Source organism: Paenibacillus polysaccharolyticus, assembly GCF_023714295.1.
GTDB lineage: Bacteria > Bacillota > Bacilli > Paenibacillales > Paenibacillaceae > Paenibacillus > Paenibacillus polysaccharolyticus_A.
The window spans coordinates 163,429-190,407 of record NZ_JAMAUN010000012.1 but is presented as its reverse complement, the minus strand read 5'-3'; the positions used below and the strand labels follow the sequence as shown (position 1 = coordinate 190,407).

General features: G+C 33.8%; 27 protein-coding genes. 1 reads left to right on the top strand and 26 read right to left on the bottom strand.

The annotated features are described in order from the left end of the window. Positions 1–108 precede the first annotated feature (108 nt). The 26 genes from M3629_RS23735 to M3629_RS23610 all read right to left on the bottom strand — a co-directional run bounded on the left by M3629_RS23735 (position 109) and on the right by M3629_RS23610 (position 26,024). Positions 109–1,176 carry a hypothetical protein gene (locus tag M3629_RS23735; protein WP_251510871.1) on the bottom strand — a complete coding sequence of 356 codons (1,068 nt, stop codon included), beginning with the start codon at positions 1,174–1,176 and terminating at the stop codon, positions 109–111. Between the two features lie 244 nt (positions 1,177–1,420). After that, entirely contained in the window at positions 1,421–2,326 is a 906-nt protein-coding gene (locus tag M3629_RS23730; RefSeq protein ID WP_251510869.1) for a serine hydrolase domain-containing protein, read from the bottom strand. A gap of 19 nt (positions 2,327–2,345) precedes the next feature. Then, complete coding sequence (locus tag M3629_RS23725) at positions 2,346–3,062, bottom strand: class I SAM-dependent methyltransferase (RefSeq protein ID WP_251510868.1); 717 nt, start codon at positions 3,060–3,062, stop codon at positions 2,346–2,348. A gap of 128 nt (positions 3,063–3,190) precedes the next feature. Then, positions 3,191–3,439, bottom strand: coding sequence for an acyl carrier protein (locus M3629_RS23720; RefSeq protein ID WP_251510867.1), 249 nt, complete (start codon positions 3,437–3,439; stop codon positions 3,191–3,193). Beyond that, positions 3,420–4,229, bottom strand: coding sequence for a helix-turn-helix transcriptional regulator (locus tag M3629_RS23715; RefSeq protein ID WP_251510866.1), 810 nt, complete (start codon positions 4,227–4,229; stop codon positions 3,420–3,422). Before M3629_RS23715 ends, M3629_RS23720 begins: the two co-directional genes overlap by 20 nt. After that, entirely contained in the window at positions 4,219–5,259 is a 1,041-nt protein-coding gene (locus M3629_RS23710) for a BtrH N-terminal domain-containing protein (protein ID WP_251510862.1), read from the bottom strand. The genes M3629_RS23715 and M3629_RS23710 overlap by 11 nt, the downstream gene beginning before the upstream one ends. A gap of 26 nt (positions 5,260–5,285) precedes the next feature. Beyond that, positions 5,286–6,791, bottom strand: coding sequence for a class I adenylate-forming enzyme family protein (locus tag M3629_RS23705; protein WP_251510845.1), 1,506 nt, complete (start codon positions 6,789–6,791; stop codon positions 5,286–5,288). Positions 6,792–6,810: 19 nt separating this feature from the next. Next, complete coding sequence (locus M3629_RS23700; protein WP_251510843.1) at positions 6,811–8,133, bottom strand: nucleotide sugar dehydrogenase; 1,323 nt, start codon at positions 8,131–8,133, stop codon at positions 6,811–6,813. A 20-nt stretch (positions 8,134–8,153) separates the two neighbouring features. Then, complete coding sequence (locus tag M3629_RS23695; protein ID WP_251510840.1) at positions 8,154–9,125, bottom strand: NAD-dependent epimerase/dehydratase family protein; 972 nt, start codon at positions 9,123–9,125, stop codon at positions 8,154–8,156. Between the two features lie 11 nt (positions 9,126–9,136). Continuing rightward, on the bottom strand, positions 9,137–9,760 hold the full coding sequence (locus M3629_RS23690; protein WP_353056774.1) for a PIG-L deacetylase family protein: 624 nt from the start codon (positions 9,758–9,760) through the stop codon (positions 9,137–9,139). Between the two features lie 54 nt (positions 9,761–9,814). Next, on the bottom strand, positions 9,815–11,614 hold the full coding sequence (locus M3629_RS23685; RefSeq protein ID WP_251510837.1) for an ABC transporter ATP-binding protein: 1,800 nt from the start codon (positions 11,612–11,614) through the stop codon (positions 9,815–9,817). Next, complete coding sequence (locus M3629_RS23680; protein ID WP_251510836.1) at positions 11,611–13,398, bottom strand: ABC transporter ATP-binding protein; 1,788 nt, start codon at positions 13,396–13,398, stop codon at positions 11,611–11,613. Before M3629_RS23680 ends, M3629_RS23685 begins: the two co-directional genes overlap by 4 nt. Positions 13,399–13,408: 10 nt before the next feature. Continuing rightward, a complete protein-coding gene (locus tag M3629_RS23675) occupies positions 13,409–14,224 on the bottom strand; it encodes a 4'-phosphopantetheinyl transferase family protein (protein ID WP_251510835.1) in 816 nt (271 codons plus the stop codon). Continuing rightward, a complete protein-coding gene (locus tag M3629_RS23670; protein WP_251510834.1) occupies positions 14,208–14,657 on the bottom strand; it encodes a 3-hydroxyacyl-ACP dehydratase FabZ family protein in 450 nt (149 codons plus the stop codon). Before M3629_RS23670 ends, M3629_RS23675 begins: the two co-directional genes overlap by 17 nt. 10 nt (positions 14,658–14,667) lie before the next feature. Next, positions 14,668–15,078, bottom strand: coding sequence for an acyl-CoA thioesterase (locus M3629_RS23665; RefSeq protein ID WP_251510833.1), 411 nt, complete (start codon positions 15,076–15,078; stop codon positions 14,668–14,670). After that, complete coding sequence (locus M3629_RS23660) at positions 15,075–16,277, bottom strand: glycosyltransferase (protein ID WP_251510832.1); 1,203 nt, start codon at positions 16,275–16,277, stop codon at positions 15,075–15,077. The genes M3629_RS23665 and M3629_RS23660 overlap by 4 nt, the downstream gene beginning before the upstream one ends. Positions 16,278–16,297: 20 nt before the next feature. Continuing rightward, positions 16,298–16,756 (bottom strand): hotdog fold domain-containing protein, encoded by a 459-nt coding sequence (locus M3629_RS23655; RefSeq protein WP_251510831.1) that lies wholly within the window; start codon positions 16,754–16,756, stop codon positions 16,298–16,300. Between the two features lie 84 nt (positions 16,757–16,840). Beyond that, on the bottom strand, positions 16,841–18,052 hold the full coding sequence (locus tag M3629_RS23650; RefSeq protein ID WP_251510830.1) for a beta-ketoacyl-[acyl-carrier-protein] synthase family protein: 1,212 nt from the start codon (positions 18,050–18,052) through the stop codon (positions 16,841–16,843). Beyond that, complete coding sequence (locus M3629_RS23645; protein ID WP_251510829.1) at positions 18,049–19,326, bottom strand: beta-ketoacyl-[acyl-carrier-protein] synthase family protein; 1,278 nt, start codon at positions 19,324–19,326, stop codon at positions 18,049–18,051. Before M3629_RS23645 ends, M3629_RS23650 begins: the two co-directional genes overlap by 4 nt. A gap of 17 nt (positions 19,327–19,343) precedes the next feature. Beyond that, complete coding sequence (locus tag M3629_RS23640; protein ID WP_251510828.1) at positions 19,344–20,096, bottom strand: SDR family NAD(P)-dependent oxidoreductase; 753 nt, start codon at positions 20,094–20,096, stop codon at positions 19,344–19,346. Further along, complete coding sequence (locus tag M3629_RS23635; protein WP_251510826.1) at positions 20,093–21,391, bottom strand: twitch domain-containing radical SAM protein; 1,299 nt, start codon at positions 21,389–21,391, stop codon at positions 20,093–20,095. The genes M3629_RS23640 and M3629_RS23635 overlap by 4 nt, the downstream gene beginning before the upstream one ends. Positions 21,392–21,405: 14 nt before the next feature. Continuing rightward, positions 21,406–21,792 (bottom strand): acyl carrier protein, encoded by a 387-nt coding sequence (locus M3629_RS23630; RefSeq protein ID WP_251510824.1) that lies wholly within the window; start codon positions 21,790–21,792, stop codon positions 21,406–21,408. Positions 21,793–21,818: 26 nt separating this feature from the next. Further along, positions 21,819–23,072, bottom strand: coding sequence for a hypothetical protein (locus M3629_RS23625; RefSeq protein ID WP_251510822.1), 1,254 nt, complete (start codon positions 23,070–23,072; stop codon positions 21,819–21,821). Positions 23,073–23,093: 21 nt separating this feature from the next. Next, positions 23,094–23,348, bottom strand: a complete 255-nt coding sequence (locus tag M3629_RS23620; protein ID WP_251510820.1) for an acyl carrier protein — start codon at positions 23,346–23,348, stop codon at positions 23,094–23,096. Positions 23,349–23,729: 381 nt separating this feature from the next. Next, positions 23,730–25,511: a SulP family inorganic anion transporter gene (locus tag M3629_RS23615; RefSeq protein WP_251510818.1), complete on the bottom strand. Its 1,782-nt coding sequence runs from the start codon at positions 25,509–25,511 to the stop codon at positions 23,730–23,732. 183 nt (positions 25,512–25,694) lie between these two features. Further along, a complete protein-coding gene (locus M3629_RS23610) occupies positions 25,695–26,024 on the bottom strand; it encodes an ArsR/SmtB family transcription factor (RefSeq protein WP_251510816.1) in 330 nt (109 codons plus the stop codon). 131 nt (positions 26,025–26,155) lie between these two features. Between M3629_RS23610 and M3629_RS23605 the strand changes: the two genes are divergently transcribed. After that, entirely contained in the window at positions 26,156–26,875 is a 720-nt protein-coding gene (locus M3629_RS23605) for a suppressor of fused domain protein (protein WP_251510814.1), read from the top strand. The last annotated feature ends 104 nt before the right edge of the window (positions 26,876–26,979 follow it).

Here is a 26,979-nt window from a genome sequence, read left to right as displayed (position 1 = left end):
TACATTCACATAACGAAGAATGGCATGGCTATTGCCACTCATAGCAATATCATGCCCCACAAGTAAGATGGCGTCATTCCCCGCCCCATTTTCCTGCTCAATAAACATTTACAAATAATATTTATCCGATAAAACATCATTATAGTTAGGCTCGTTTTCTTCTAGCTCACTGATCAATTCTTCTAAAATAGAAGTTTCTAGAACTTTAATTTGTTCAATTTTACCTATAATTGAACGAATCATCGCCTCATTCTCTCTCATATTGTATTTTATAACGCCGTTTCTGTTGTTTTTTGATATGTTTTCCAATTCTGCATACTTTTCATCGATATTCGAATTTTTCATAAGATAGTTTTTCTTTTTTAAATAAATTACCCTCTTAGCCATGGCACTTTTGTGTTCATATATAGTATGAAATATACGTATGTCAACTTTTTCTTTTAATTCAAGAATATTATATTCTAAATATTTAATAACATGATCATAGACCGATATTCCATAAATCCAATTAGCTGGAGAGTTGTAAGCACGGAAGTTCAAAGATGTATTGACACTATATCTTAATTCCTTCAAAGATTGTAATACTAGTTTAATATCAAACTCATAAGACTCATTTTCATCATAGCTCATTAAATAAACATAGGACCTATTGTATAGATTCCTATCCAGTGAGTTGAAAGCTTTATCAAACTCAGCAAAAGTGATAGTATACTCTCCATAAATCATGTCTTTATCGTATCCTGAAACTATAAATTCTTTTGATTCTCCAATATTGTAACCAATTATCAACATTTCATGTGGCATATTAACCGTTTGATAAGATTTTTTGTGTGAAATGTAGAATTCATCAATATATAAATAAATATATTGCTCTTTATTAATGGAATCAATAATAAACCCTTTTATACCATCTTTATAATTATCCATAAAAGTATAATTAATTTTTTGATAATTAAGTAAAGGACAATTTAAGAAAAACTCATACCAAGCAACGTTAGTATTATAAAAAGAGAAAAACTTCCCATCTGGAAAATCCCCCGCACACGCTAGTTGAATAAAATTACTATAAAACCATGCTTCCGTTGTACTGTTATCTTGCAATATCGATAGTGGGTATGCATTACATAAGTAACCATGCACATAAAACTCTCTTAACGGAAGTTTCTTTGTCATCATGCTTATTATAAATCCTTTCTTCAGCTATCTTAGACTGCTGTTATTAGAGCTTGCTAAATAGCGTAATAAAATTTTGAAAAAGAAAATATAGCAGCCACCGAAAATGAAATTTAACTCTTAAATGATAATTGAAACAAAAATTCTAGCACCACAGGTTCCACATAATTATTAGTTGATATTTAATGGATCCAAGAGTTAGTTAGAGCACTTAGTTGTGTTTTAAACAGCATGAATCATTGCTGTCCTAAGAGAATTCATTATTCGTAAGAATAACAATAACTAAATTTAGTTCAGGAACTATAAAAAGGATTTTATCCCCTGCCCCGTAAGCAAAGTACGCATGATAGCCTGAAACTGAACTTATCCACCAATATAACCCATAACCTGTACCTAAAGGAGGACCTCCGTTTTTATGAAGTTTTGTTGCACTGTTCAGCCAGTCAGATGAAAAAACTTTCTTTTCGTTATAAATACCCCTTTTAATACAAGTCAGACCGATTTTCATTAGATCATTTGCACTAAGACTTAACCCTATACCCCCGTAATACCTATTTTGAGAATCTTGGGTCCACGTAACATCTTTAATTTCTAGCGGGTCAAAAAGGTGTTTTTTTGCAAAGGCTAGAGTACTTATACCACTAACTTTACTTAATAAAGCCGATAAACAATGAGGATCATACTCGTTATAGTTAAACTCATTTCCAGGCTCAAAAATAAGCTTCGATGTACAGGCAGAGACAAAAGGATCACGTTCACTTTTAAAATTTTGGTGTGCAAGTTCACCAAATTTATAAGGAAAACCTGAAGACATCATTAGTAAATCTTTAATGGATATTTGACGTACTCTTTCATCCATAGCCCTAGTATGAATTTCGGGGAAAAAATATAACAATTTTTCGTTTACATTTGAAATATATTTCTTGTCTATAGCAATTCCAATAAGAATAGAGATGATACTCTTAGTTATTGAATTTATTTCAACTTGTATAGGATTCCCTTCTCTATGAAAAACAAAAACAAAATTTTCATCTTTTAAAACTAATACATCTTGGATGTTTTTATGTTTCAATAAATAATTACTCAATTTCACTTCTAGTTCGTTAGGGTTATCCAGTAATAAACTAATGATATATATTAGCAGTTTATTCAAACTAATCACTCCGATGTCATTAGCTTAGTTCTATATCATATTCTTTCGTAGCTAGATAAATAGAAAAAAACTCTGAACTTGGTACCTTAGTAAATGAAAAGCCTGCGTTTAATAACATTTTTTCTATAACCCAATCCATAGTTGAGAATTCTTCTTTAACGTTTGTTTCAACAAACTTCTTAAAATTTAAATTTTCAGATCTTTCCCAATTCAAGTCAACCCATTCTGATAACTTACGTTCATAATCTTGGACTCTAAAAGAATATATTTGATCAGCTAAGTAAAATCTCCCTCCTTTTTTTAGTATTTTATTCATTTTCATTAAAGCGACTTGTTTCCAGAAATCTGGTAAATGATGAAGAACTAAATTCGAAACTATAGCATCAAAGAGTTCTCCTGTATGCTTATAAGTTAGAAAGCCGGCATGTTCAAATGTAATATTAGATATTTTCTGATTATCTGCTTTTTGTTTTGCTCTTTCCAACATTACTTGTGCCACATCAATTGCATAAACATGCTTACACATTTTAGAAGCTTTGAGTGCATAATTCCCTGTTCCTGTACCAACTTCCAATATCCGGTCAGAAGGACCCAAATGAATATGATTTGCTATAGTTTCTGCTTCTTCTTGGAAATCCCGAAAAGAGGACATTTCTTCATCATATCTCTCAACACTATCAAGACTATTAAAATCGATTCCCACTTGCTGGAACTCATTGTATAGTAGCTCACTCATGTTATTATTCTCTCCCACTATAAATTTGATATTATTTCTTTCTCAGTGTTCCCCTTATTAACAGACAGAGTATAGAAAAGATATTTTTCCATTTCAATTTTTTAATCTTTTTATTGAAATATCATTTTTCATAAGTTTAAATGCTCTTTTAATCTATCAGTAATAAGATGAATATTGGTGAAATTCTCAAATAAGAGCTCTTCATCCTCAAAAACTACATCGAATTCCTCTTCTAATTTAACTATTAATGCAATACTTTTCATCGAATTAAGACCATAATCAAATAAGTTTTCAGACCATCCAATATCACAATCCTCTTTCTCCAGTGTCTCTTTTACAAGAATAAGAACTTTCGCCTCAATACTCAGATTCTCCATTTTTTATTTCTCCTTTCATCTTCAGATATGTAATCTTTTTACGATATTCCGTTGGAGAGCTATTATAGTATTTTTTAAAAACCTCACAAAAATGAGCACAAGAAACATAACCCACTTTACTTGCGACACTTTTTATTGGTTCATTGGTATTCATAATCAAATTTTTCGCTTTTTCCATTCTCAAATTTTTCAAGTACTTAACAGGGGATATTTTAAATACTTTAGAGTAAGTATTGCATAGATAAACGGAATTACATTGGAAAAGATCAGATAACTGCTGAAGAGTTATAGGCTCATGATAATTATTCCTTAAATAGCGATTAATCTTAATAAGCTTTGTATGGATTTTTCCGATTTTCGACTTTGATTGATGCTCATTATCAGAGTCACATTCTATTAACGAAATCAATAATTTAATTTTTTCTTTAATTTCAGACAGATCTATATTCGAATCTTGCTCCGCAGCATAAAAATTCCATATTTCATGAAATTGGTTGATGATACTTATATTATTGAATATATATATAGGCTTTTTTAAGTTACTTTTTGAAGTATAAAACTCAAAGTTCAGCCCTTTTATTTTCACGTTATTTTCGCAATTATTCAATATTTTAACTTTAGAACCAATAATTATATCATGTTTATTTAAAACCTTAGAAGTATTATGACAAATGACAGTAACAGGATCGAATATTTCATAAAAAAATAAATGATTTTCAGGAGAGATTAACACTGAACTCTTACCCTGCATTATTATCTCTTCTTTATAAGAAATAATGTTAATGGTCACGATCAGGACCTTCTTTCATACATTTTTCGCAAATTAACAAATTTACTTCCTTACCCATTTCTTGATATACCATATATTCCAAATCTATTATTTCTTTCAGCACTTCTACTGAAAAAGAGAATTTTTCAAAGGAGTACCTTGAAGAATAAAGATATTTAGCAACTACACTTCTTACTCTGTTGTATTTCTGAATTATTAGCTCTATTAACTCAATCACATAACTATTTCTCAATATGCGTTCAGCTCTATATTTCTCGAATTGCTTTGAAATCACTATTTTATTCAAAAAATCAATCAATGTTAGACATTTATCCTTTATAGCCTTCTCCTCTCTTATAAGAGTCTCATAATATCTCGCAAATTTTTTTATATCTTCAAGGCCTTTAATTACATCTTTACTAAAGTGTTGGAAGTTTTTTAAGTATTTATCTTTAAAATATATTGAATTCCCATTAATCTCATTAGATTGTCTCCCGTAAAATTGAAAGACTGTTGGATTCTCAGAGACATAAAAATTTTCTAAGTATCCTTGATACGACTTTGTTAAATCTTCTAAACTGATTTGTTTATACGTATAGGTTAAATTATCTTTATGATCATGTTCTAAGATGCTATACAGCTGGGTAGAGGAATCATAACCGTAGATAACAATAGTATGCGGAAGATGTTCCCTTAAGTAAGTATCTGATCTAATTGATTCATAATAGCAATCAATCCACATAATAATGGGTTTGTTTTCTTGAATTGATTTGATGATAAACGATTCAAAATTAGTCTCAACTTTTTGGTGGGTTTCAATAAAAACCCCCAAATTCAAACATATTTCATGAAAAGGTGATAATTCTTTATACGTCATTTGAAAATTAATAACTTCCTCGTCCGACGTAATGCAATAAGTAGGGATAGCATTGATAAGGAAATGGTCTATTTCCAAACCAAACAATTCAATGATAGGGAACAATGAGTTATAAAAACAATTTATAAAAAATATATCATTAAACGGTTTTATATTTTCAATTTCTAATTTCATTAGCTCACCTTGTATAAATATTTGAATTAAGAATGTCTTTTAATAATATCATTCAACTCTGTCCTGCTAATTTTTCCAGTTGGTGTCCGGGGAATTTTTTCAACAAACACCCATACTTTAGGTATTTTATAATTAGATAAATAGGGTAAAAGTTCAGTTGTTAAATGCTGTTTATCGAGATATCTACCTTCCTTGAATACAATCAAGGCTACTGGAATTTGGCCCTGGACGGGGTGTTCGTCATAAGTTACAGCTGCCTCTTTTATCTCACTGATTTGAGCGAGCTTTTCTTCAATCTCTTCCGGATATACATTTCTACCACCAACGATAATAATATTCTTACTTCTTCCCACCAGATGAATGTTAGATGATTCATCTAAATACCCAAGATCTCCTGTACAAAGCCATTTATCCCTAGTGAAAGCTCTTCGTGTTGCCTGTTCATTCTTATAGTAACCTAACATGATATTAGAACCTTTTATTAAAATATGCCCAATTTGTCCATTATCTAAAGTGTGCTCCCCTTGTTCATCTTCACATATTTTCACCTCCACTCCTTCTACCGCTTTCCCACAGGATAGAACACCGTTACTACTACGACCCATAATTGACACCCGAGGCGATGCCTCAGTCAAACCATAAGTCTGAAGAATATCTGCATTTGGAAAAAATAAATTTGCTCTTTTAAACAATGCCTCTCCTAAAGGTGCTCCGCTAATTACTATAGTTGTAATATTTACATTTAAATCAAGTTTGACAAGTTCCATATACTCTATTAATAAATGGAGATAAGTAGGTACCATAGCCATTGAATTAACTTTATATTCCGTAATTTTCTTGTAAATACTTTTAGGTGTAGATAGATTAGAACTCAGTAACAAGGGAGTTCTTGATTTAATGCATGAAAGTAATTGAGTTGTAATAGCTGAGCTAAAATATAGTGGCATTGATACTAAAAACATATCGTTTTCATTCAAATTAAGAGCGTTACTATGCGCTATCGCATTAGAATACACATTATTATGAGACAACATTACAATTTTAGGCAAAGAAGTACTCCCAGATGTGGGAAGTAAAAGTGCTAAATCATTTGTTGAAACTGCATTTAATAACTCCATTTTTACATCTTCACTTAAATACATAGATTCAGAATTGCGATCAAGCTCTGGAATGATAATACTCTTCATGTCCGGATGAAAAAACTCTCGGGTTGTTGTTAAACAAAAATCCAAATCACCTGCCTGATATATATTTAAAATTTCCTGCTTTTTGCTATTAAAAGGAATAGGAAGAGGTACGCATCCTGCCAGCAATACACCAAAAAACGAAGCAATGAAATTGATATTATTGTCAAAATATAAACCAATATGAACCTTTTCCGATGATTTATGGGAGTTAACATGTACGGCAACTTGCTTACTTAAGTTCAGCAATTCCCTATAACTCCACACCTCACCATTTGATTCTATTACTGCCACTTCATTACTATGAGTATTCGCTGCTTCCAATAATATTTGAGATATACTACTCAAATTTCTACACCCCTTAATCTTACAAGCTCCAATAATGAAGACCTAGCTCTTCAGCTTTTTTTCGTTCATAATTCCCTTTTATATCAATTAATACTCCATTTTCATTTTTCTCATTTCGAAACTTTTTATTAAGACACTCTAAAGAAATAGATTTATATACTTTGTGAGGTACTGCATAAATTATAGCATCCATATCCTCAAGCTCATTGTAGTCATACAATTTGATCCCGAATTCATGGAACGCATCGTTTATATCTGCTAATGGATCTGTAACATAAACTTTCGCTCCAAAATCATTCAAATATTTGATAATATCTATAACTTTAGTGTTTCTCATATCAGACACATCTTCTTTATATGTGAATCCTACAATCATAATTTTTGATTCTTTTATCTTTTTATCAGCTTGAATCAATTTTTTTATAGTGTTTTCAGCTATATATTTCCCCATATTTTCATTAGTTTTTCTACTAGCTAGTATTAATTCAGGAATATAACCTAGTTGCTCAGCTTTATATGTTAGATAATAAGGATCTACACCAATACAATGACCTCCTACAATACCAGGATTGTATTCAACGAAGTTCCATTTTGTTGCTGCGGCTTGAATTACTGATTTTGAATCAATTCCCATCGTATTAAAAATAATGGATAGTTCGTTCATTAAAGCGATATTTACATCTCTTTGAGTATTTTCAGTAACCTTAGCCGCTTCTGCTACTTTTATACTTGTAGTTTCAAATATTTTATCTGGTCTAAATATAATTCCGTATATTTGAGAGATGATATGTAAAGCTTCCTTATCTATTCCTGAGACCACTTTCATAGTATTTATAAGGGAGTGCCTTTTATCACCTGGTGTTATTCTTTCAGGGGAATACCCTACTTTAAAGTCGATTCCACAAGTTAATCCCGAATATTCCTCTAAAATCGGAATACAAATCTCTTCTGTCACACCTGGATACACAGTTGATTCATATACTACATAAGATCCTTTAGTTAAGCTTTGAGCTACTGTTTTACTAGCATCTTTAATGCAAGTTAAGTCAGGAGTTTTATCACTGTTAACTGGTGTTGGAACTGCTACAATATGAAACTTTGCTTTTTTCAAATCGTCGTCATTGCTAGTAAAATGAATGTTACTAATAATTAATTCATTCGAACATACTTCGTTAGCCGGATCTATACCTTTTTTATAAGAAAGTATCTTATTCTCATTTTTATCAAGCCCAATTACTGATGTTTTCTTACCAAATTCAACAGCAAGTTGTAATCCTACATACCCAAGTCCTATAATGGATATTTTTTCCTTCCCCGTCAAAATTGCATCGTAAATATTCATATAATCCGCCTTTTCTATTTTCAGATTGTAACTATGTTCTGACTTTTGTGATAGTCAACTATTCTTGATATGATATTGTCGAGATCTAAGAAGTCATGTGTAATACCCAAGTCATCTAGTTTTTCTATATTTGGAATTCTAACTCTGATATCATCAAATTGTTCTCCATAAACTTCTGTAGAGGGTATAAAGACAAAAGGCGAATTGCTATTTGTTACTGATTGCACTTTTCTAGCTAGATCGAGTATTGAAATAATGTTATTTGATCCAATATTAAACGTTTGATGATTAATTTCATTGTTATTCACAAGGTATGTTACTATTCTCACTAAATCCATAACATAAGTGAACGTTCTTATTTGATTACCATCATCATAAATTGTCATAGGCTCATTTTTTAGAGCTTGCATAACTAAACGAGGTAGTACCATACCATAATTACTAACTTGACGCGGTCCTACAATATTAAAACAACGGAGAATATTATAATCCAACTTCTGTTCTTTACCGTATGCATACAGGTAATTCTCTCCTATAGCTTTTCCTAAAGAGTAACTCCAGCGGAAGGATTGTCCAAGAATTCTGTCATCTTCTTCTTTCAAATTAGGCGCATTACTTTTTCCATAAATTTCGGAAGTAGAGAAGAAAAAAATTCTTTTATTATGCTTGGCACATATCTTAATGAGGTTAATTGAATTCAATACATTAGAGTCTAAACTTTTTAAAGGATTATCCATGATATACCTTACACCAACGGATGATGCCAAGTGCAATACAAGATCAGAAGCAGAAATTAACGAATCTAACAGTTCTGTATTAGAAATGTCTTCATTTACAAAACGAAAATTTGTATTGTTATAATTATGTTCTATATTCCTCTCTAACCCAGTTGATAAATTATCAATTACCGTAACCGTCTTACCTTCGTACAGCAAGGCATCCACGATATGCGATCCTATAAAACCAGCACCACCAGTAATTAGTATTTTCATAAGCCCTCCTATTAAAAGTTGATAATGAGTCTTTTTAAATAATATGCTTCAGCAGCAGATACTGAGATTTCTCTGCCTCTATAGTTAGCCATATTCTTTATTCCAGCTAAACTAACTGCATAGGTTTCATCAACTAGTTGTGATTCATAGAACTTCATCATTTTGATCTTATTTGGTAGTTCTTTTGTAATATCTATATAGAAATTAGGCTGAAAATCACCACCAATTCCACTCCAATTTATCTGGGGATATTCATACAAAATGGTCATCAATGGCATATGCTGTCCCTTCTTTTTACTTCTTAACGCAGCACAGCACGCTCTATACACTACTTCATGATCTTGATTAAATGATGGAAATGGAATCGCAACGATAGTTGGCATAAATTTCTCGATAATCTTCTCCAATTCTGTAATAATCACCGAAAGCGGTATCGTGTCTAATTTAAGATGCAGCGAATCGTCAAATAATATTGAGTAGTTGTTAATCGAACAATGTTCCATTAAGTTAAGGAATTCCGTCTTGCGCAGTTCGCTCCCCATTGTCATTTGAGCAATATAAACACTGTCACTGTTCATTTGGCTAATTAACCCTCCACAACCTAATACTTCGTCATCAGCATGAGGAGAGACCACCAACAGTTTATCTGATGAGTTAATAAGAATAATTCACACGTCCCTCTTGTATTTTTATATAGATATATCATCTCTTTCATACCATTCAGCTTGTTTTCTATACATTTCCATATACTTGCCTTTAACATTCATAAGTTCATTGTGACTTCCCTTTTCTATGATTCTACCTTTCTCCATGACAATAATTTGATCAGCAATTTTTGTTGATCCTAATCGGTGAGTGACGATGATTGCAGTCTTGTCTTTTGCAATTTCAGCAAATGTGTTATAAACATTTAGTTCCTCAATAGGATCGATAGCAGCCGTTGGTTCATCCAAAACAATAATATTATGATTTCTATATAAGCCACGCGCAATTGCTAAACGTTGCCACTGACCTCCTGAGAGTTCTACACCATTAAACTCTCTTGATATCATAGTATTTTCTCCCTCAGGAAAACGTTCATTCTGAAAGTCAATCCCTACTTCTTTTGATAGGCTCTTTATTTTACCTATATTGCTCTTTGCACGAATATCACTGATCTCTACATTCTCTTTAAAGGTCATTTTATATTTCTGAAATTTTTGAAAAACCGCTGATACATTCTTGAACAGAACACTCGGATCTACTTTTTTGGTATCTTGTCCCGCCAATTTGACAATCCCTGTACTAGGCACATAAATTCCTAGCAAAATTTTAACTAACGTTGATTTTCCCGACCCGTTTTCTCCAACGATAGCAATAGTTTCTCCTTCTGCAATCTTTAATGAAATATTATCTAATGACGGAGAAAGAGAACCTGGATAATAAAAGGATACATTTTCTATCGATACACTATTGTTCTTTTCAGGGTAGGCTTGCTCCCCCACCCGTTCCGGCATTTTCAGGAATCTGACAAAATTCTTTATAGTCCCCAAATTTTGCGACAAATTAGCAATATGTGTTCCTATTATTGCGTTCATTGTTCCAAACATAACGTCAATAGAAGCATATACTGCTGCAAAAGCACCTACAGAAATATTTCCTTTAAGTAAAGAACGGATAAAAAGAAATACTATACCTAAGTAACCCAACACAGTAATGAATCTCATTCCTAAATCCAACAAGCCTACTTTTTTCTCAGCTTTCCAAGTAGCCCTATTAAGTAACTGAACAGAAGTTGATAAAAGTTCTTTAAAGTAAGTTCCTCCACCTAAGATACGGGTTTCCTTACCTGCTAACTGCTTCCCATAGTACAGATACTCTCTTCTCAAAGGGGCAATTTCATCTTCCAATTTTGTGAATATAATACTCCGAACGAATTGAGAAAGTGCCACGGGTACAAAAACAAAAATAAGTGCTAATGCCAACGACGGATCAAGCGAATACAGATATATAAACATAAAAATAAAATAAGGAAGATAGTATGAGAATATAGTTGTAATCGTGAAAAGAAGTCCCAAACTGTTGTTAGCACCTAGTGATGCTTTATTGATGTCATCCAACGTTTCTACATTTTCATAGGCGATAGGATCAATTTTAGAAGCTTTAATATTTATCTTCTGATTAAAATAACCTAGGACTTTTTTAAAATAACTAATTCCCATGAAATTATTTAGACCATTAACAATCTGAGACAAAATTATGGTAGAGGCTAGAGCAATAGCCATAATAATCACATTATTAACGCTTGAATTATCGCTAATCGCCATTGACACAGAGTTAAAAAACAATTGGGTAACATAAGTTATAACCCCTTGCGACACCCCATTAACTACAGCAATAATATTATTAATAATGAGATATACTGGGCCGGCAGCAAATGCCATACCTAATACTCTTATAACAATCTCTGAGAATTTTATCTCATATTTTTTCTTATTCTTTTTAATCATTGATACCAGCACCTTTGACTGTCGTAGAGTTGAGAGTAGAGGCCATTTAACTGCATTAAATCCTGGTGCGCCCCTTTCTCAACTACACATCCGTTTTCAATTACAAATATTTCATCTGACAATTTAGTAGAACTTAAACGATGACTAATAAATATGGTGGTTTTTCCCTTGCCTAATTTTTCGAATTGTTCATACAGTTGACTTTCGCTTAGAGGATCAAGTGCTGCAGTCGGCTCGTCTAAAATTCTCAATTGCCCTGGATTAATCATAAATCGTGAAAGGGCGATACGTTGCCACTGCCCACCAGACATATCTACGCTCTTTTTTTTGAGTTTCCCAAGGGATGTGTCCCAACCATCGGGTAATTTTCTAACCATTTCTTCTAGGCCAAATATTTTGATGCTTTCAGATATTTTCTCCTCATTATTCTCCATACTGTTTACATCACCTAGAGCAATATTCTCTTTTAGTGTGAGATTATATTGAGAGAAGTCTTGATAAGCAATTGCACAAAGGGATTTAATTTCAGCTAAACTATATTCAAGTATTGATCGACCATTAATTAGAATTTCACCCTCAAAATCTTCATATAATCGCGTAATCAATTTGATAATAGTTGATTTCCCAGCGCCGTTAACCCCTACAAAAGCATAATGTTTCCCTTTTACAATCTTGAAAGACATATTTTTTATAATATATTTCGTTGTGTCAGGATATTTAAAACTAACATTAACAAACTCTAAAGAATCGAAGTTAATAGGATTCTTATGGGGTTTATCAATTGCTTCTTCTGTTTCCTCCATATTTCTAAATTTTTGTAGGTCCTTTGAGAATTCTATGTTTCTTGCAATGTTATCTAGTGTTTGCGTAAGTTCCATAGTCATTCTATTAACTAAATTAAATGTTGCACTTACCAACGATATAAAAATACCAATTGATATCGTCTGAGATAAAACGGATGGAAGTAACGCAAAAATAATAATTAGTGAAATTATGGAGGTAATTAGACCCCCCATTTTCATTTTCACAAACCATTTTAGTTCAGTTTTAAATATTAACTTCCTTGCTTTCTCATAATTTGACTTCCAAACTTCGTTCAGAACTTCTCCATAGGCAAATAAACTTCTTTCCTCTATACCATCTCTTCCAGTTAATACTTCCCCTAAATATTTATATCTTCTTTCAAGTTTAGTGGTTTCCCGGCTCGCTTCGTAATTAGCTCTACCACTCTTTAGAGCAACCCCAAACAAAGGAATACATACGAGTATAATAATAAGCCCGGTCCACCAAACTTTAGATATCAGAATAGATACAATCCCTAGGGTTGAGATAATTAAACCCATAAAATTAATTAAATTTTTATAAGCTTCTATAATTTCTATTTCAGGTTCTTTGAGAACTCGTTCAATTAAGTCTGCACTTTTTGTGTTTTCTTGATACATGTATGGTAATTTAGCATTTTTTACAAACAAGGGAACACTTAACTTTACTTTAAGAGAGTTGACCATTTTCACTTCGAAAAAGTAAATTGCTTTTTCTGAAAGCATAGAGAACGTTAATAAAATTACAATGGCTATAACGTCAGGGTATATTGTACTTATTTGACTGTCGTTATTAACAACTTTAAGTACAGAGTTAATAAAGTTAGCAATAAATATAATTTGTAGCATCGGTATTAATGCGTTGAGAATGCGTTGAACTAGCATGATTGACGCGTTCACAGGAGAATACCTGAAGACTATTTTTAATATATATAGAATCTGTGCTTTTTCTTGTATTTTCATTTTTTATCCCTCAGCTATCCGAATCGGGAGATTTCAATATCCCCCAACTTGATACTTTATGAACTTGACTAATTGCAACTTCGTTTATATTTAATTTTTTGCTTATTAAATCCAATATCATATCTAAAGATAAATAATATATACCTAATCTTTTTGTGATCGTGCTTACATTAGAGAAACATATCGTCATTGCGTAATCCTCATCAAAATTTAATTGACAGCACTCCCAGTTTTCGTCCTTAAGTAAGTAAGTTTTAGATATTTGATCATGAACATCAATGGAAAACGAATTCAAAGCTAATGAAAGCCCCATTCCTTTCGCTTTAACATAACTTTCTTTTGCTGTCCATATTCTGAAAAAGGATACTATTTGTTCGTCCCCTGTCGTGCGCTCTATATATTTATACTCATCGTGTGAAAAAAAACGTTTAGCTATATTTACGTTAATAGGACGTATTCTCTCAATATCTATTCCAATCTCATTTGTATCTAAGCAACAAACAATCCAATCATCTGAGTGAGATGTGTTGAAATATACATTTTCGAAATTTTTCAAATAGATTTTTCCATACTGATTTGTTTTGAAAACTAGTTCTTCATTCGTTTTTCCATATAGTTGTATCAAAGCAATGCGGATTAGCAATCTCGAGAACAGGGATCGCTGTGCATCTCTTGCTTCTTTAATCCCCTGTATCTTTGTTCTCTCTGACTTATCTAAAAACTTAATAAGTTGATCAAATTGTTGACTTTCAATAATTTGATCAATTTTGACAGCAAATATTTTAATGGAATTCTTCAAATAGTTATTATTAGAATAAGAATTCAAGGTAATTCTCACATAAATTCTTATTGTGCAATGCATCAAATGGAACAATTCGGAATAATATATTCCCTTCAAAAACGCTCTCTTGGTTGCTATCTTTGCCGTTCACTTTGGCTTTCAGTTCAAAATTCTCTTTAAATTCATCTTCATCATATATAAGAGACATATCCAGTTCCAAAATATCTCCTGGTTGAATTAATTTATTAAATTTCATTTTCTTTATACTAACCGGGAATAATGTATACGATAAATTGCTTTTTTTCCAAATATATATTCTACTTAGCTGTATTGCCGCTTCAGTCATATACGCTGCAGGCATGACTGGATTATTTGGAAAATGGTGTTCGTAAATATCTTCATTAATTGACAGGTACTTTTGTCCTTTAATAGAAAGCTCATTGATATCAATTATTTTATCTATCATTAGACTTCTCATCTCTTCAACCTCACTTACCTTTAAAATTAAGAATTTCTTGCGGAATCTTTACCGGTAGACCACTATGAATATCAATTGGCGTGAGCGTAGTCTCTCCTGAATAGTGAACTTCTCCTTTAACTTTAACTTCTGTTAAAAACGTTAATGTATAAAACTTCATATCTTTCAATTCTGTTCGTATACTTATTTCATTATCATAATAAACTGACTTTCGAAATTTTTGTTTACTCTCTTTTACTACAAAAAATATTCCATAATTACTGTTAAGAGATTTTATAGGAGCCACAAACTCCCTAAACCATTCTGTGAAACCCATTTCAATAAATCTACTCATATTTCCGAAATAAACAACCCCACCCGAATCAGTATCGTGCAAATAAATTGTCTGTCTAATCTCACTTATATAATTATTCTCAATCATATTTTCTTCTCACTTTTAATTGATATATTTTTTTGATATTTTATTTTTCTCCATGTAATCTTATTAGAAAAAACTGCCCAAACAGAACCAATTGATAAAATGACTGAAAGATAGGATGCAAAAACCAATTTTGTTTTTTCCCGAAGGCTCATTACGTTTCCATCAACATGCTTTGTATCAGGGTAAACACAAACCACAATACATATTGCATTAAGAATATGAAAAAGCGGCCAAAGGACTATAGAAAACCATGTTTGGAAAACGCCTTGAAAAAAAACACCTAAACCTATCATTGCGATAAACAAAAGTGCTCCAAGTAATCTAGGTAATGTAATCAGGAAAAAACCAAAGGCCCATAATTTTTTATAGTGAATTCGTGTATGTACCGACTGCCTCTTAACCCAACTCACCCATTGGAATCCTTCAATATCAAAATTTTCCTCTATGATCGCATAAGGAGCGTAAATAATTTTGTATTTATTATTTCTTACTGTTTTAGACAAGGTGAAATTGTCATGAAAGGCCTCATTCCACACTTTATCTATATTTAACTTTTCATATACATCCCTTCTAATTCCCATAGATAAGCCACGGGCGAAGCTAGTAAAAGGAAATGTAATTTGAGTAGCCGCCAAAAAATCCCAATACCTCGTAGCTAACTCCCAAGTTCCTTTCTTTTTTGCTACAACCCAGGCACTCCCGGAGGATAAACCACAATTCTCTAATTGTAAGGGTTTTACCATATTATTAATCCAGTGCTTATGAACGACCATATCTGAATCTAGAAATAAGAAAACCTGTGATTGAGCAGAGGCATTTTTCACACCTGTAAGTAGGTTGTTTATTTTATCTCCTCTATTCTCAAATCTAGAGTCTATTGTAGATGGAATAAAGAACATATTCGAATACCTAGGTATCCATATTTTCAATATATCGATTGTTTTTCCTTCAGAATCGGAACTTGTAAAAATAACCTCATATTGTCCTGAATAGTTTTGCTTCACCAAACTCTTCAAAGTATCCTCAAAACGATAATCTTCTCCTTTAAAAGGTACAACCACAGTAACAAAAGGGGTGTATGGTGAATTAATTTCAGATAATCTTTTTAATGTCTTTTTTCTTTCTAAAACAAATACAATAGATAACATAATTGGTAGTAAAAAGATAATTGTCATTATCACATTAAGTGCTAATATCATGTTTCCTCCCCTTACAACGATCAATTCAATGCTCCAATGATTTCTAATATTTTTTCTTTGTCAGTTAGTGTACTATTGTTAAGATATTTAGATGATATCCCTTCCTCTTGCTTAATAATGATATCCGCATCTGAAATAACAACCTCTTCCTCTATGCACACGCTTAGTTTAAAAAAGAAACAACGTTTTGAAACGTTAAATGAAACAAGATTTGCACGAATTCGAATATATTCATTACTTAATATGGGGCGTTTAAAGTATAAATTGCTTACACTTACAATACTGCCCCCTGATTTATTATTTGAATACTCTCTAGCTACTTTCCCAGCAGTTTGAAAGAATGCCTCCAAAAGTAAGTACATAGGTACAATAACAGGCTTGTCTAGCTCACAAAATTCTTCATTATCTTTATATATAAAACCGGATAATACTTCTGATGATGAAATCTCTAAATAATGAACCATTTTCATATAATCCATAGTATATTTATCCTTTTTTACTTAAATTAATTTCACTTCAAGTTGCTAAATATTTATGGTTCCCAGCCAGTATATTGTTGTTTGTTAGACCAACTTGGATATAACTAACGAAGCATTTTGTCCCCCTAATCCAAAGGAGTTAGAAATAGCGTGCTCAATATTTTTATCTTTTTTATTTTTCGGATTGTAGAATAAATCACAATTTTCATCAGCATCTTGAAGATGGATGGTTGGTGGGACAAATTTATGTTTTATAGCCAATAAACAAACCAAAACTTCCATAGCACCAGCCGCAGTCATAAGATGACCATGCATTGATTTTGTAGAACTAATATCCATTTTGTAAGCCTTCTCTTTAAAAACTTGTTTTATAGCTTTAGTCTCATAAAGATCATTTTTGATTGTTCCGGTACCATGTGCATTAATATAGTCCACTTGATTATATTCAATACCGGAGTCTTCCAAGGCTCTCTGCATAGAAAGAACCATACCTTTTGAATCAATATGCGGGTCTGTTATGGAGTAGCCATCCAATGCAGCTCCGTAACCGCTTACTACACCTAAAATTTCAGCTTTTCTCTTTCTTGCATTCGTCTCGCTTTCTAATAAAAAAAGGACGCATCCTTCTGACATGGTGAACCCTCTTCTGTTCTTATCAAAAGGTCTGCAATTGTCCTTAAGATTATCTTGTGTCTCTTCCAAAGCATCAAGCCTACTTAACCTCGCCACTGATATCGGATCGATTTTTGAGGAGATCCCCCCTACTATCGCAGCATCAATATCTTTATTTTTTATCATTTTATATGCTGATCCAATTGCTTGGGTAGAGGCGGAACAAGTGCCAAGATTGCAAAAGGACGGGCCATGTATATTAAAATATTTACTTGCATAATAAAGCAAAGACATTGGATTAGTTGCATTGATATCATTCACTTTTAGTTCATCATTACTCCCAAAAAGTTGCTCCAGATTAGATAATGAAGCGATATTGGGATCAGTTCCGATTAAACATCCGATACGATCTTTAGCATACGGTAGTTCAAGCTTCGATAATAAATTTGTTAATGTGTAATAGAACATTTTTCCTTGTATATTCATTTCTTCGGGATAAGAAATTGTACCTAATTCCTGTAATTCTATTTCTCCTGCATGTTTAACAGCAAAATCATCCGTGTTAAATCTAGATATATAGTTTATCCCGGAACAACCATTATAAAGATTCCGCTTAATTTCATCCAAATTATTTCCAATAGGCGTTAAGGCACTTACTCTAGTAATAACAACTCTTTCCTTCATGAAATATCTCCCTTCTCAACTATAATTGATGCGTAACCTCCGCCTAAACCAGCGCTATTAATTAAGCATTTTTTTATAGGAGAATCGTCTGACCTAATGAATTTAGAGCTTATCTCTAATTCAGGATAGATCGACATCTCATTCGATTTTATAGGTGAGATATATTTATTATTCAGTAGTGTTTGGACAGCCATGATACAATCCATCACACCTGAAGAACAACTAGTATATCCTATGTTTCTTTTAGAACTACTTATGTTAACTGTCTCATTTCCCCATAATTCATCAATAGCCTTTAACTCCGCTTCATCCCAATCTTTGTGAGAAGTTCCGTGTGCATAAATTACATCAACCTCTGATGTAGAACTATTGGATTGAGTTAATGTATTCACAATATTTCTTTTGAAGCCCTCTGCAGATAAAGAAGAAAAGTTCGAACCTGAATATATATTAAAAGATCCGCCATTTATGTATCCTAATATTTTCTTTCCTTCCCTCATGGCAGTTTCTTCTGTTTCTAAAACAAGCGCCGCTGCCCCCTCACCATAAATGACTCCATTATGATCCGAATAAAACGGAGTTGATAGATTTTCAGGATTATCATTTTGAGAAGTACGTTTAATAAACTGCTGTTTACAAAGCCAGGAAAACTCGTTTGGTTGAAACGGGCTAAACGAAGTCGCTACAATGCATCTGTCAACTAAACCACTTTCTATTTCCCTAGCTGACTGTATAATACTCAGAGTCCCCGAAGTGTCCCCGCTATATAAAAGATTTCCTTCGCCATGAATATCATACATTTTAGCTAAAAAGTGAGATGGTACAGTTGGAAGTAATTTCACCCCACTCAAAGGCGGAATTTTCTTTATATTCTTTCCTAACAAGGAAAAATCGAGACTCCCATCTGTATGACAGATCTTCTTAATTACACTCATTGTTTCGAAATCCAGATTAATCATGTTGTTTCCTAAAAACAGAGCTGAGTCAATATTTTCTGGGATACTATCAATTTTAGATTCTTCACAAGCCTGCATAACTGCAACAATTTCAAGCAAGTTGGTGGAATTCATCATGTTTTTCCCTGAAATATCCAGGTTCTTAGATGAGAACCCTTTTATCACACCTCCGAATTGACAATGATAGGAACTCTCATCGAATTGAGGTAATTTCTCAATACCAATCTTATTTTTTTCAAATGCTCCCCATACCTCACTAACATTATTTCCCAGCGAATTAATACATCCCATTCCTGTAATAACTACTTTTCTTTTCATCTCATTTGTGCTCCTTACTAACAGAGGTGCTTTCCACCAGTTACAAGTAACTGCACACCAGTAATATATGCTGCCTTTTCACTTGCTAGAAATAAAGCAGAATCTGAAACATCTTCTACAGAACCAAAACGGTCTAATGGAGTCTTTAAAAGTATATCTGACTTTACTTTGTCAGATATACTTTTAACAATCTCTGTTTCTATCAATCCAGGAGCAATACTATTTACTCGAATATTGTATTTTCCATATTCCAAAGCAAGCACTTTAGTCAGTGACTCAATAGCAGCTTTTGAAGCGCTATAGGCTGCTTGCCCTTTAGATGGTTGATATGATGAAACAGTAGTAATATTTAAAATAACACCTTGTTTATTCAGAATCATATTTTTCAGAACTGACTGGCAGTAGTTATATACACCTAATAAGTTTGAATCTATTGTATGTTTAAATGTTTCTTCAGCAGTTCCAAGAAATAAACCTCTAGGAATATAACCTGCATTATTAATTAAAATATCAATACGTTTTTCATCTGAAATAATATCATTTATAAACGTTTTAACTTCTTCTAAAGAGATACCATCCACTTTGAACGGTCTTACAAAAAAGCCCTGTTCGTTTAGACTTCTTGCAAGATCCTCAGCACTCTTTGAACTGGAGAGATACGTAAAATAAACTTTACAACGGTATCTGGCAAAGGCTTCGACTAATCCTTTACCAATCCCTCTACTCCCTCCTGTAATAACAACAACCTTATCCTCCAAGTTTAAATTCATTTAAGAGCACCCATTCCTTTGTTTTGATGTTCATTAAGCACCCTTAATTCTGGAAATACATCTAATAGATTTTCGTTTCTCAGTTCATCCAACTTAGCTGTATTCTCAAAAAATCTAGGGATTAAATGAGTCCAATCCTCAGAATTCATATAAGCTATTACCGATTCCCACTGATCTAATGATTCAGGATCGTAATCTTGATTTATATCGTTATAAGGCGCTTGCTGTCTTAACCATGATAAATGGTTAAGAATCTCTTCGGTTACTTGCTTTTTCATCTCTGATGGCAATAATTTGGCACTATAAAATTCAGGATAGTGAAGTAAGTTTATGCATATTTTGTCTAAATTAATGTAATTATTCTCATACATATACTTATGAATCTCGACAAGTTTCATAATATTAAATATACTCACTGTTATATTTATAATTAAATCTACATTTTTCTCCATTTTAACTATCTCAATATTTTTCAAAAATTTATCCCAATTCAAATTCTTCCGAACATATTCGCAACGTTCACCAACACCATCAATACTGACGTTTAATTGTATGTTCTCGAAATACCTCCACTGTTCAACTATATTCTTACTTCTATGAGATAAATTCGTTAAATTTGTATTATATTTTATTTCTGTATCAAATTTTTTGTGATGCCTCAATCTTTCTAGAATGTATGCATTTTCATTTAAAAGCAAAGGCTCTCCTCCAGCAAAATGGAGTTTATCAACGTAGGGTATATATTCCTCCAATTCTTGAAGAAAAGGTTCAGTGTTTTCTACACCCCTTACTTTTGAGGTTTCCTGTTCAGGATCGATTTGCCCTAAATTGATTGCATCTTCATACCAAGCTGAACTTGCGCTATAACTGCACATACGACACTTCAAGTTGCAAAGATTTGAAAAGCGCACATCCCAATGTACAGGCTTAGCATCATGCGCATATCCGTTCTCATCAGTAGTTTCTACCCAGTCAAGATATTTCCCATACTTTTCATTAGAATCTCTTCTTTGACTCCAGTAGCCTATTGAGTCTCGTTCATAACACTTTTTGCAATTGAAGCTAGGTTTATCTTCTAACATTCTCAATCGCAATTTTCTAATTCTTTCCCCTTGCCATAATTCTTGAAAGGAATGTTCATTCAAACTGCCATAACCCGAAGCTTCCGATCCCTCAAGTAAACTCATGCACGGAGACATGTTACCAAGAGCGGTTACATGAAGGTGAACCCAAGGAACCATACAGAAATGTTTGCTGTTCTGAATTAACTGCTCGATTTCCTTTCTATCCCTCATAGCACTGCCTCCACTTAAGAATTATTTGTTTTCTTTAATGTGTACTTCAAAAGATCATTAATAGTGATATGGTGATATATGCTAAACGGACTATCTAAACTTTGAATTACATCTTCTGAAATATCGAAATTTGACTGAATAAGCTGTACGGCTTCTTCTGTAAATTTACCATTATACATTCCGTTATTTGCAATTAAATTCGCTATATTCCAAAACTCATCATCTTCCATTGTCAAATCAAATTCTTGCTCTAATCTAAATGTAATTTCAAGTGTTTCCGTTGATTCCACAGTGTAATCTACAAAGAGCTTCTGATTTAATTGAATATCGTTCGGCTCAATATCTAAGCTTTCTGCAAGCACCTTTTTCAATCTTTCAAACGCATTTGTTTCATTTAACATTGTCAACACTCCTTTTGAAATTTTAGTTATGATTTTACCTCTGTCGTAAATAGACTTTTCGGATTTAATAAATCGTTATATTCAAATTCAAAGCGATAATTATCATTTCCAGTTATAAACAAAGCTGACTTTGTGAAATTATTCTCAAAATCATTTTTGTTTTCTCGCATCCCTTTTACGTTAACTACAAAAATATTAGTGTCCTTTTGCCTAACACTAATAGAATGATAATTTTTCATTCCATAATTACTTCCGGCATATACTATAATATTCTTGAACACTCTGTTCCCATACTCTCTGGTACCAGCAATCATGTGTCTACCAGGGTAGACAACAATTCTAGGCGCTTCGTTTCCACAATTACATTTCCCATTCATGTACTCTGCGTAATCACCAGGTTTATATCTAATAAAAGGCATATGTTTTTGATATAGTGAAGTTACAATCACATTTCCCAAATCCCCTGGCTTTTTGATTATATTGTTGTCTTCATCCACGATTTCAAGTATGACCATATCGTCATTTACATGAAGGTGACCTTCTGTGCAATCATAAGCTATACCCCAAATTTCACGTGTTCCGTAATTATTAACAACTTTACATGAAAAAGTTTCACTGTATTTTCTTTTTTCATCATCGGATATATATGAACCATTATTTTCAATTATTTCAAGTTTATAGAATTGATAGTTATGTTCATGGTTTTTTAAGTAATTATGATAGTACTCCATGATATAACCGTTAACATGCCACCAACTTTTATCACTACGATCTAAATAATTAAGTTCAGTAAGTATTTTTTCTTTTTGCATCTTTGGCTCTTCAAATGGGAACGGATACAAAGTATCTTTGAAGGTGTGCATGAAATAAAAAAAGTCGTTAGGTTTTGCATCGTATATATTGTTTCGTAATTTCCAGAGACTCCTACCTAGAACCAATCTTTCTGAAAGCGTTTTAAATGATGCAAAAGGTACCCCACTTGTTCCACTTGTGTACTCAACTGTCACAGATTTAGTTGGGAAATTATACGTGTATTCCTTTTTGAAATCTTTATTCATATCAAATAATTTTTCTATTGAATATTGAGATATTTCTTCGCTCACAAATTGATCATAATTATTTTTTATATCGCCCTTGGTTAAAATAGGCATGCTTTCAAATATACTAACAACTTCTTCCTTGCTGCACTCTGAGACTTTTTCAGGAATAATACTTTTATAATAAGGAATGTTTTTCTGGCATTCTTCAAGCAAAGATCTTAAAGCCTCTAATTTTCTCATAATCACAGCTCCATTATTGCTTTACTTAACGAGTTTTGAAATAACTAACTCAACTAACGATTTATATTTAGATAGATTAACTAAATCAATTTCAGTCTCATCAATTTCAATATCAAACTCCATTTCTAATTCGGCTATCAGTTGTATAAAATTCATCGAGTCATATGCTAATTCTTGTATTAAATCTGAATCCTCATTTATTTGATCCAACTTCACATTCTTACCACAACTTACAATTATACTTTTCAATTGTAACTCAATATCCTTTACTTCCATCTGGTTCACCCTCTCTAAATATGATATTATTCTCTAAATAAATAATATTTTATTTAACATCCAAATTCTAACATGGAAGTTCAAAAAAAAATACATATTCTGTATTATTCGATATCTATTAAAAATCCATACTAATATTTAGTTAGTAAAAGTTTTTTTCGAAAATCGGAAGAATTTGATGCTCCATTAAAAGAGAATCACATATCCAAACATCAGATGGTAACGTTAACAATTACTTTTCCAACGTTTTCAATCGTATTCAAAATTCACCTCGAAATACTGTTCTCGCCGATATAAATCCCGTTTATATAATCCCTTTTACGGATAAAAATATAATAATATACATTTTAACATAAAATACCTATTAATGTTTCAGGAAAACTACATAAACCGTTTCGTTTGCACATGTAGAAGATTAGATGACTCAAACTTTCTTTTACAATCAGCGGCTAAGCTATCATCCGACAAGGCGCTGCACTCCCGAAAAGCAAAATGTTTACACCCTCTACACTTCTCTACGTTCAGATGCTTTAATGCATAATGAATGGCCTCTCCGGTGTGTTCAAACCGATGTGCAGGATTAATCCGCTCCAGCAGCCCTGTTCTCTTCAGCATTTCAAGTGGTTGCTCCTGAAGACCTGACAACAGTACTACCCCGCCTGATCGTTCAAAATGTTTGATTAAACTAGCCAGGTTAGCCTCTCCTGTTGTATCTATAAAAGGAACTTTTCCCATGCGCAACAAGAGCATGCCTGGGCGCTCCGGAAGTGAATCCACAACCGATTTTTCAAACATATCCGCTGCACCAAAAAATAATGGCCCTTCGATCGTGTACAGGCTGATCTGTGGACAATCATGTCCTTCCCGTACCATATGAGCCATAACTTTCTCATGTTTATGATCTGGATCGGGTAGCACCTTGGCTACTTTTAGCATTTCGCTCATGCGTTTCACAAAAAGAATGACCGCCAGAATCAATCCCACCTCCACCGCAGTCGTAAGGCTCGTGAATACAGTAAGAAGAAAGGTCAGAAGCAAAACAAGCGAATCCCCTGTTCTGGTTCGTAATACATAAACAAACGATTTTCGTTCACTCATATTCCAGGCCACCAACATTAGAACCGGTGCCATGCTGGCAAGAGGAATATGGGAAGCATACGGTGCAAACAAAATCAGAACAAGCAGAACAACAACACCATGAATTACACCAGATAAGGGAGACACTGCTCCTGATTTAATATTCGTTGCCGTACGAGCAATGGCTCCTGTCGCCGGGATTCCACCGAACAATGGTGTGACAAGGTTGGCAACTCCCTGCCCGATCAGTTCCCGGTTGCTGTTATGGCGGCTGCCCGTCATGCCATCAGCAACTACAGCAGACAGCAATGATTCAATCCCGCCCAGCATAGCAATGACAAAAGCAGGCTGCAGCAGATTCACGATACGCTCCCACGTGATCTCCGGCAGGTGGAACCCAGGTAAGGTTCCAGGAATTGTACCGAAGGATGAGCCAATTGTAGCTACCTGATCTTTAAAGAAGACCGCAGCGACAACGGTTGAACATATCAAACCCAGCAGCGAAGCAGGCACTTTGGGTGCAAACTTTGGCACAAGCAGAAGAACAGCCAGGCATACCCCCGCTGTCAGCAAACTGTATATATTAATCGTACTGATATGCATCCCGATCTCTTTCATATTGGAGTAAAAATCCTCGTGTTTCGTGACACCCGTAAGTCCTAGCACATTCACGATCTGTCCGCTAAAAATCAAAACGGCGATGCCTGCTGTAAAGCCAATCGTCACAGGCCTTGGTATAAATTTGATCAATGCTCCTAGTTTAAATACACCCATAACAATGAGCATCAGCCCTGCCATCATGCCAGCAATGAGCAAATTTTCATAACCATACTGCATGACAATGGCAAAAAGGATCGGAATGAATGCTCCTGTTGGCCCGCCAATCTGAAACTTTGACCCGCCTAGTAGTGAAATCAAAATGCCTGCAATAATGGTGGTATACAATCCATATTCCGGCTTTACTCCAGAGGCAATGGCAAAAGCCATACCTAGAGGAATCGCAATAATACCTACAATCAGCCCCGATATCAGATCCTTCCGAAAATCAGCTATTCGATAACCCGCATATCTTCCGATGCCTTTCATGCTCCATAACCTTCTTTTCTTCATATATTTGAATATTTGAATATAAATTGAACACTACTCCCTGATATATGCCTTGTCAAATGCAAATATCACACTTTCGCAGAATTATACTCCCGCACTCTAATCACAAACAAAAAAAACAAGAGTCTCCGTGCAAACTTTCGGTCGCTCCTGTTTCCTGTGTCAATTGTCTTTACGCATATCCTCCAGCATCGAAATCGCATCGACCAGATGATTATCGAAGATCTGCTTGGCAACGGCCAGCAGTTCCTTAATCAGCGGATCACGAAGGGAGTAGGTGACTGTAGTACCTTCTTTCATGCCCTGTACTACATTTTTGCTGCGTAGTACAGCCAGCTGCTGGGATACCGCAGAACCTTCCGTTCCAAGAATGCTTTGCAGTTCATTGACGCTTTTATCTCCTTCACTCAGCAACTCCAAAATGCGAATTCGCATCGGATGTGCCAGTGCTTTGAAGAAATCGGCTTTGAACTGTTGTACGTTCTGATTCATACCCTTTGCTCCTTCAATCGAACTCATCAACATGTTCCTATCATACCATAGAACGAAGTCCAGACTTCCATTCACACGATATGATATGATGAAAAAGCAAGTCTACTTTCCTGTACAAAGGAGCGGTAAGCATGTCCAACTCATCCGAATATTCTCCCTCTGGCGTCCCTATTCTTCGGCATCAAGATATGGATCGTGAGTGGCAATCTACTTCTTACGCAGAAGACGAATGGCTTCAGCGAATTGAGAAACACGCGGATACATATCTTGGCGAAGCCGACTCTGTGTTCCATGAGCTGGTGTCCGATAGAGTTCATATCGATGTCCATATCATTCGTCCAACACCTGAGCGTAATTATTATACGTTGTATACCACAGGCATGAGCGCCTTGCCATTGAACACCCCTGAAGATGCAGAGGAGTATAAGTATGCAGAACTGATGATATGTTTACCTCCAGATTGGCCTCTATTAGAAGAAGAACTGGAGGAAGAGGATAATTACTGGCCGATACGATGGTTGAAAACGATGGCTCGACTGCCACATGACTATGATACCTGGCTGAGTTGGGGGCATACGGTACCCAATGGCGACCCGGCCATGCCATTTTCCAACAATACAGATATGTGTGCCTTTATCGTACTGCCTCCGCTTGAGACCGATGAAGATTTCTTGACACTTGAAATGGAGGATGGCCATGCTGTGCACTTCTATGCGATCCTTCCCATTTATCTAGAGGAGCTTGAACATAAGCTAGAGTATGGCTTGGATGCTCTGCTTGATCAATTTGAAGCACATCATGTTAATGAAATAATGAATTTGAATCGGGTTAACACCTGCGAGCATACGTAAAAACATCATTCGAGTCATAATTGAAAAGAATTCAAATGAAATGTTCTGCAACCATCATTATTTACTCTTCTTAACGAACATCAAAAAAGCTCAATACAGTATGC

Excerpts from the sequence above, each read along its gene's own strand:
- M3629_RS23735 (WP_251510871.1), bottom strand. The coding sequence starts at position 1,176 with ATGATGACAAAGAAACTTCCGTTAAGAGAGTTTTATGTGCATGGTTAC.
- M3629_RS23725 (WP_251510868.1), bottom strand. The coding sequence starts at position 3,062 with ATGAGTGAGCTACTATACAATGAGTTCCAGCAAGTGGGAATCGATTTT.
- M3629_RS23720 (WP_251510867.1), bottom strand. The coding sequence starts at position 3,439 with ATGGAGAATCTGAGTATTGAGGCGAAAGTTCTTATTCTTGTAAAAGAG.
- M3629_RS23710 (WP_251510862.1), bottom strand. The coding sequence starts at position 5,259 with ATGAAATTAGAAATTGAAAATATAAAACCGTTTAATGATATATTTTTT.
- M3629_RS23700 (WP_251510843.1), bottom strand. The coding sequence starts at position 8,133 with ATGAATATTTACGATGCAATTTTGACGGGGAAGGAAAAAATATCCATT.
- M3629_RS23695 (WP_251510840.1), bottom strand. The coding sequence starts at position 9,125 with ATGAAAATACTAATTACTGGTGGTGCTGGTTTTATAGGATCGCATATC.
- M3629_RS23685 (WP_251510837.1), bottom strand. The coding sequence starts at position 11,614 with ATGATTAAAAAGAATAAGAAAAAATATGAGATAAAATTCTCAGAGATT.
- M3629_RS23680 (WP_251510836.1), bottom strand. The coding sequence starts at position 13,398 with ATGAAAATACAAGAAAAAGCACAGATTCTATATATATTAAAAATAGTC.
- M3629_RS23670 (WP_251510834.1), bottom strand. The coding sequence starts at position 14,657 with ATGAGAAGTCTAATGATAGATAAAATAATTGATATCAATGAGCTTTCT.
- M3629_RS23665 (WP_251510833.1), bottom strand. The coding sequence starts at position 15,078 with ATGATTGAGAATAATTATATAAGTGAGATTAGACAGACAATTTATTTG.
- M3629_RS23660 (WP_251510832.1), bottom strand. The coding sequence starts at position 16,277 with ATGATATTAGCACTTAATGTGATAATGACAATTATCTTTTTACTACCA.
- M3629_RS23655 (WP_251510831.1), bottom strand. The coding sequence starts at position 16,756 with ATGGATTATATGAAAATGGTTCATTATTTAGAGATTTCATCATCAGAA.
- M3629_RS23650 (WP_251510830.1), bottom strand. The coding sequence starts at position 18,052 with ATGAAGGAAAGAGTTGTTATTACTAGAGTAAGTGCCTTAACGCCTATT.
- M3629_RS23645 (WP_251510829.1), bottom strand. The coding sequence starts at position 19,326 with ATGAAAAGAAAAGTAGTTATTACAGGAATGGGATGTATTAATTCGCTG.
- M3629_RS23640 (WP_251510828.1), bottom strand. The coding sequence starts at position 20,096 with ATGAATTTAAACTTGGAGGATAAGGTTGTTGTTATTACAGGAGGGAGT.
- M3629_RS23635 (WP_251510826.1), bottom strand. The coding sequence starts at position 21,391 with ATGAGGGATAGAAAGGAAATCGAGCAGTTAATTCAGAACAGCAAACAT.
- M3629_RS23630 (WP_251510824.1), bottom strand. The coding sequence starts at position 21,792 with ATGTTAAATGAAACAAATGCGTTTGAAAGATTGAAAAAGGTGCTTGCA.
- M3629_RS23625 (WP_251510822.1), bottom strand. The coding sequence starts at position 23,072 with ATGAGAAAATTAGAGGCTTTAAGATCTTTGCTTGAAGAATGCCAGAAA.
- M3629_RS23620 (WP_251510820.1), bottom strand. The coding sequence starts at position 23,348 with ATGGAAGTAAAGGATATTGAGTTACAATTGAAAAGTATAATTGTAAGT.
- M3629_RS23615 (WP_251510818.1), bottom strand. The coding sequence starts at position 25,511 with ATGAAAGGCATCGGAAGATATGCGGGTTATCGAATAGCTGATTTTCGG.
- M3629_RS23610 (WP_251510816.1), bottom strand. The coding sequence starts at position 26,024 with ATGAATCAGAACGTACAACAGTTCAAAGCCGATTTCTTCAAAGCACTG.
- M3629_RS23605 (WP_251510814.1), top strand. The coding sequence starts at position 26,156 with ATGTCCAACTCATCCGAATATTCTCCCTCTGGCGTCCCTATTCTTCGG.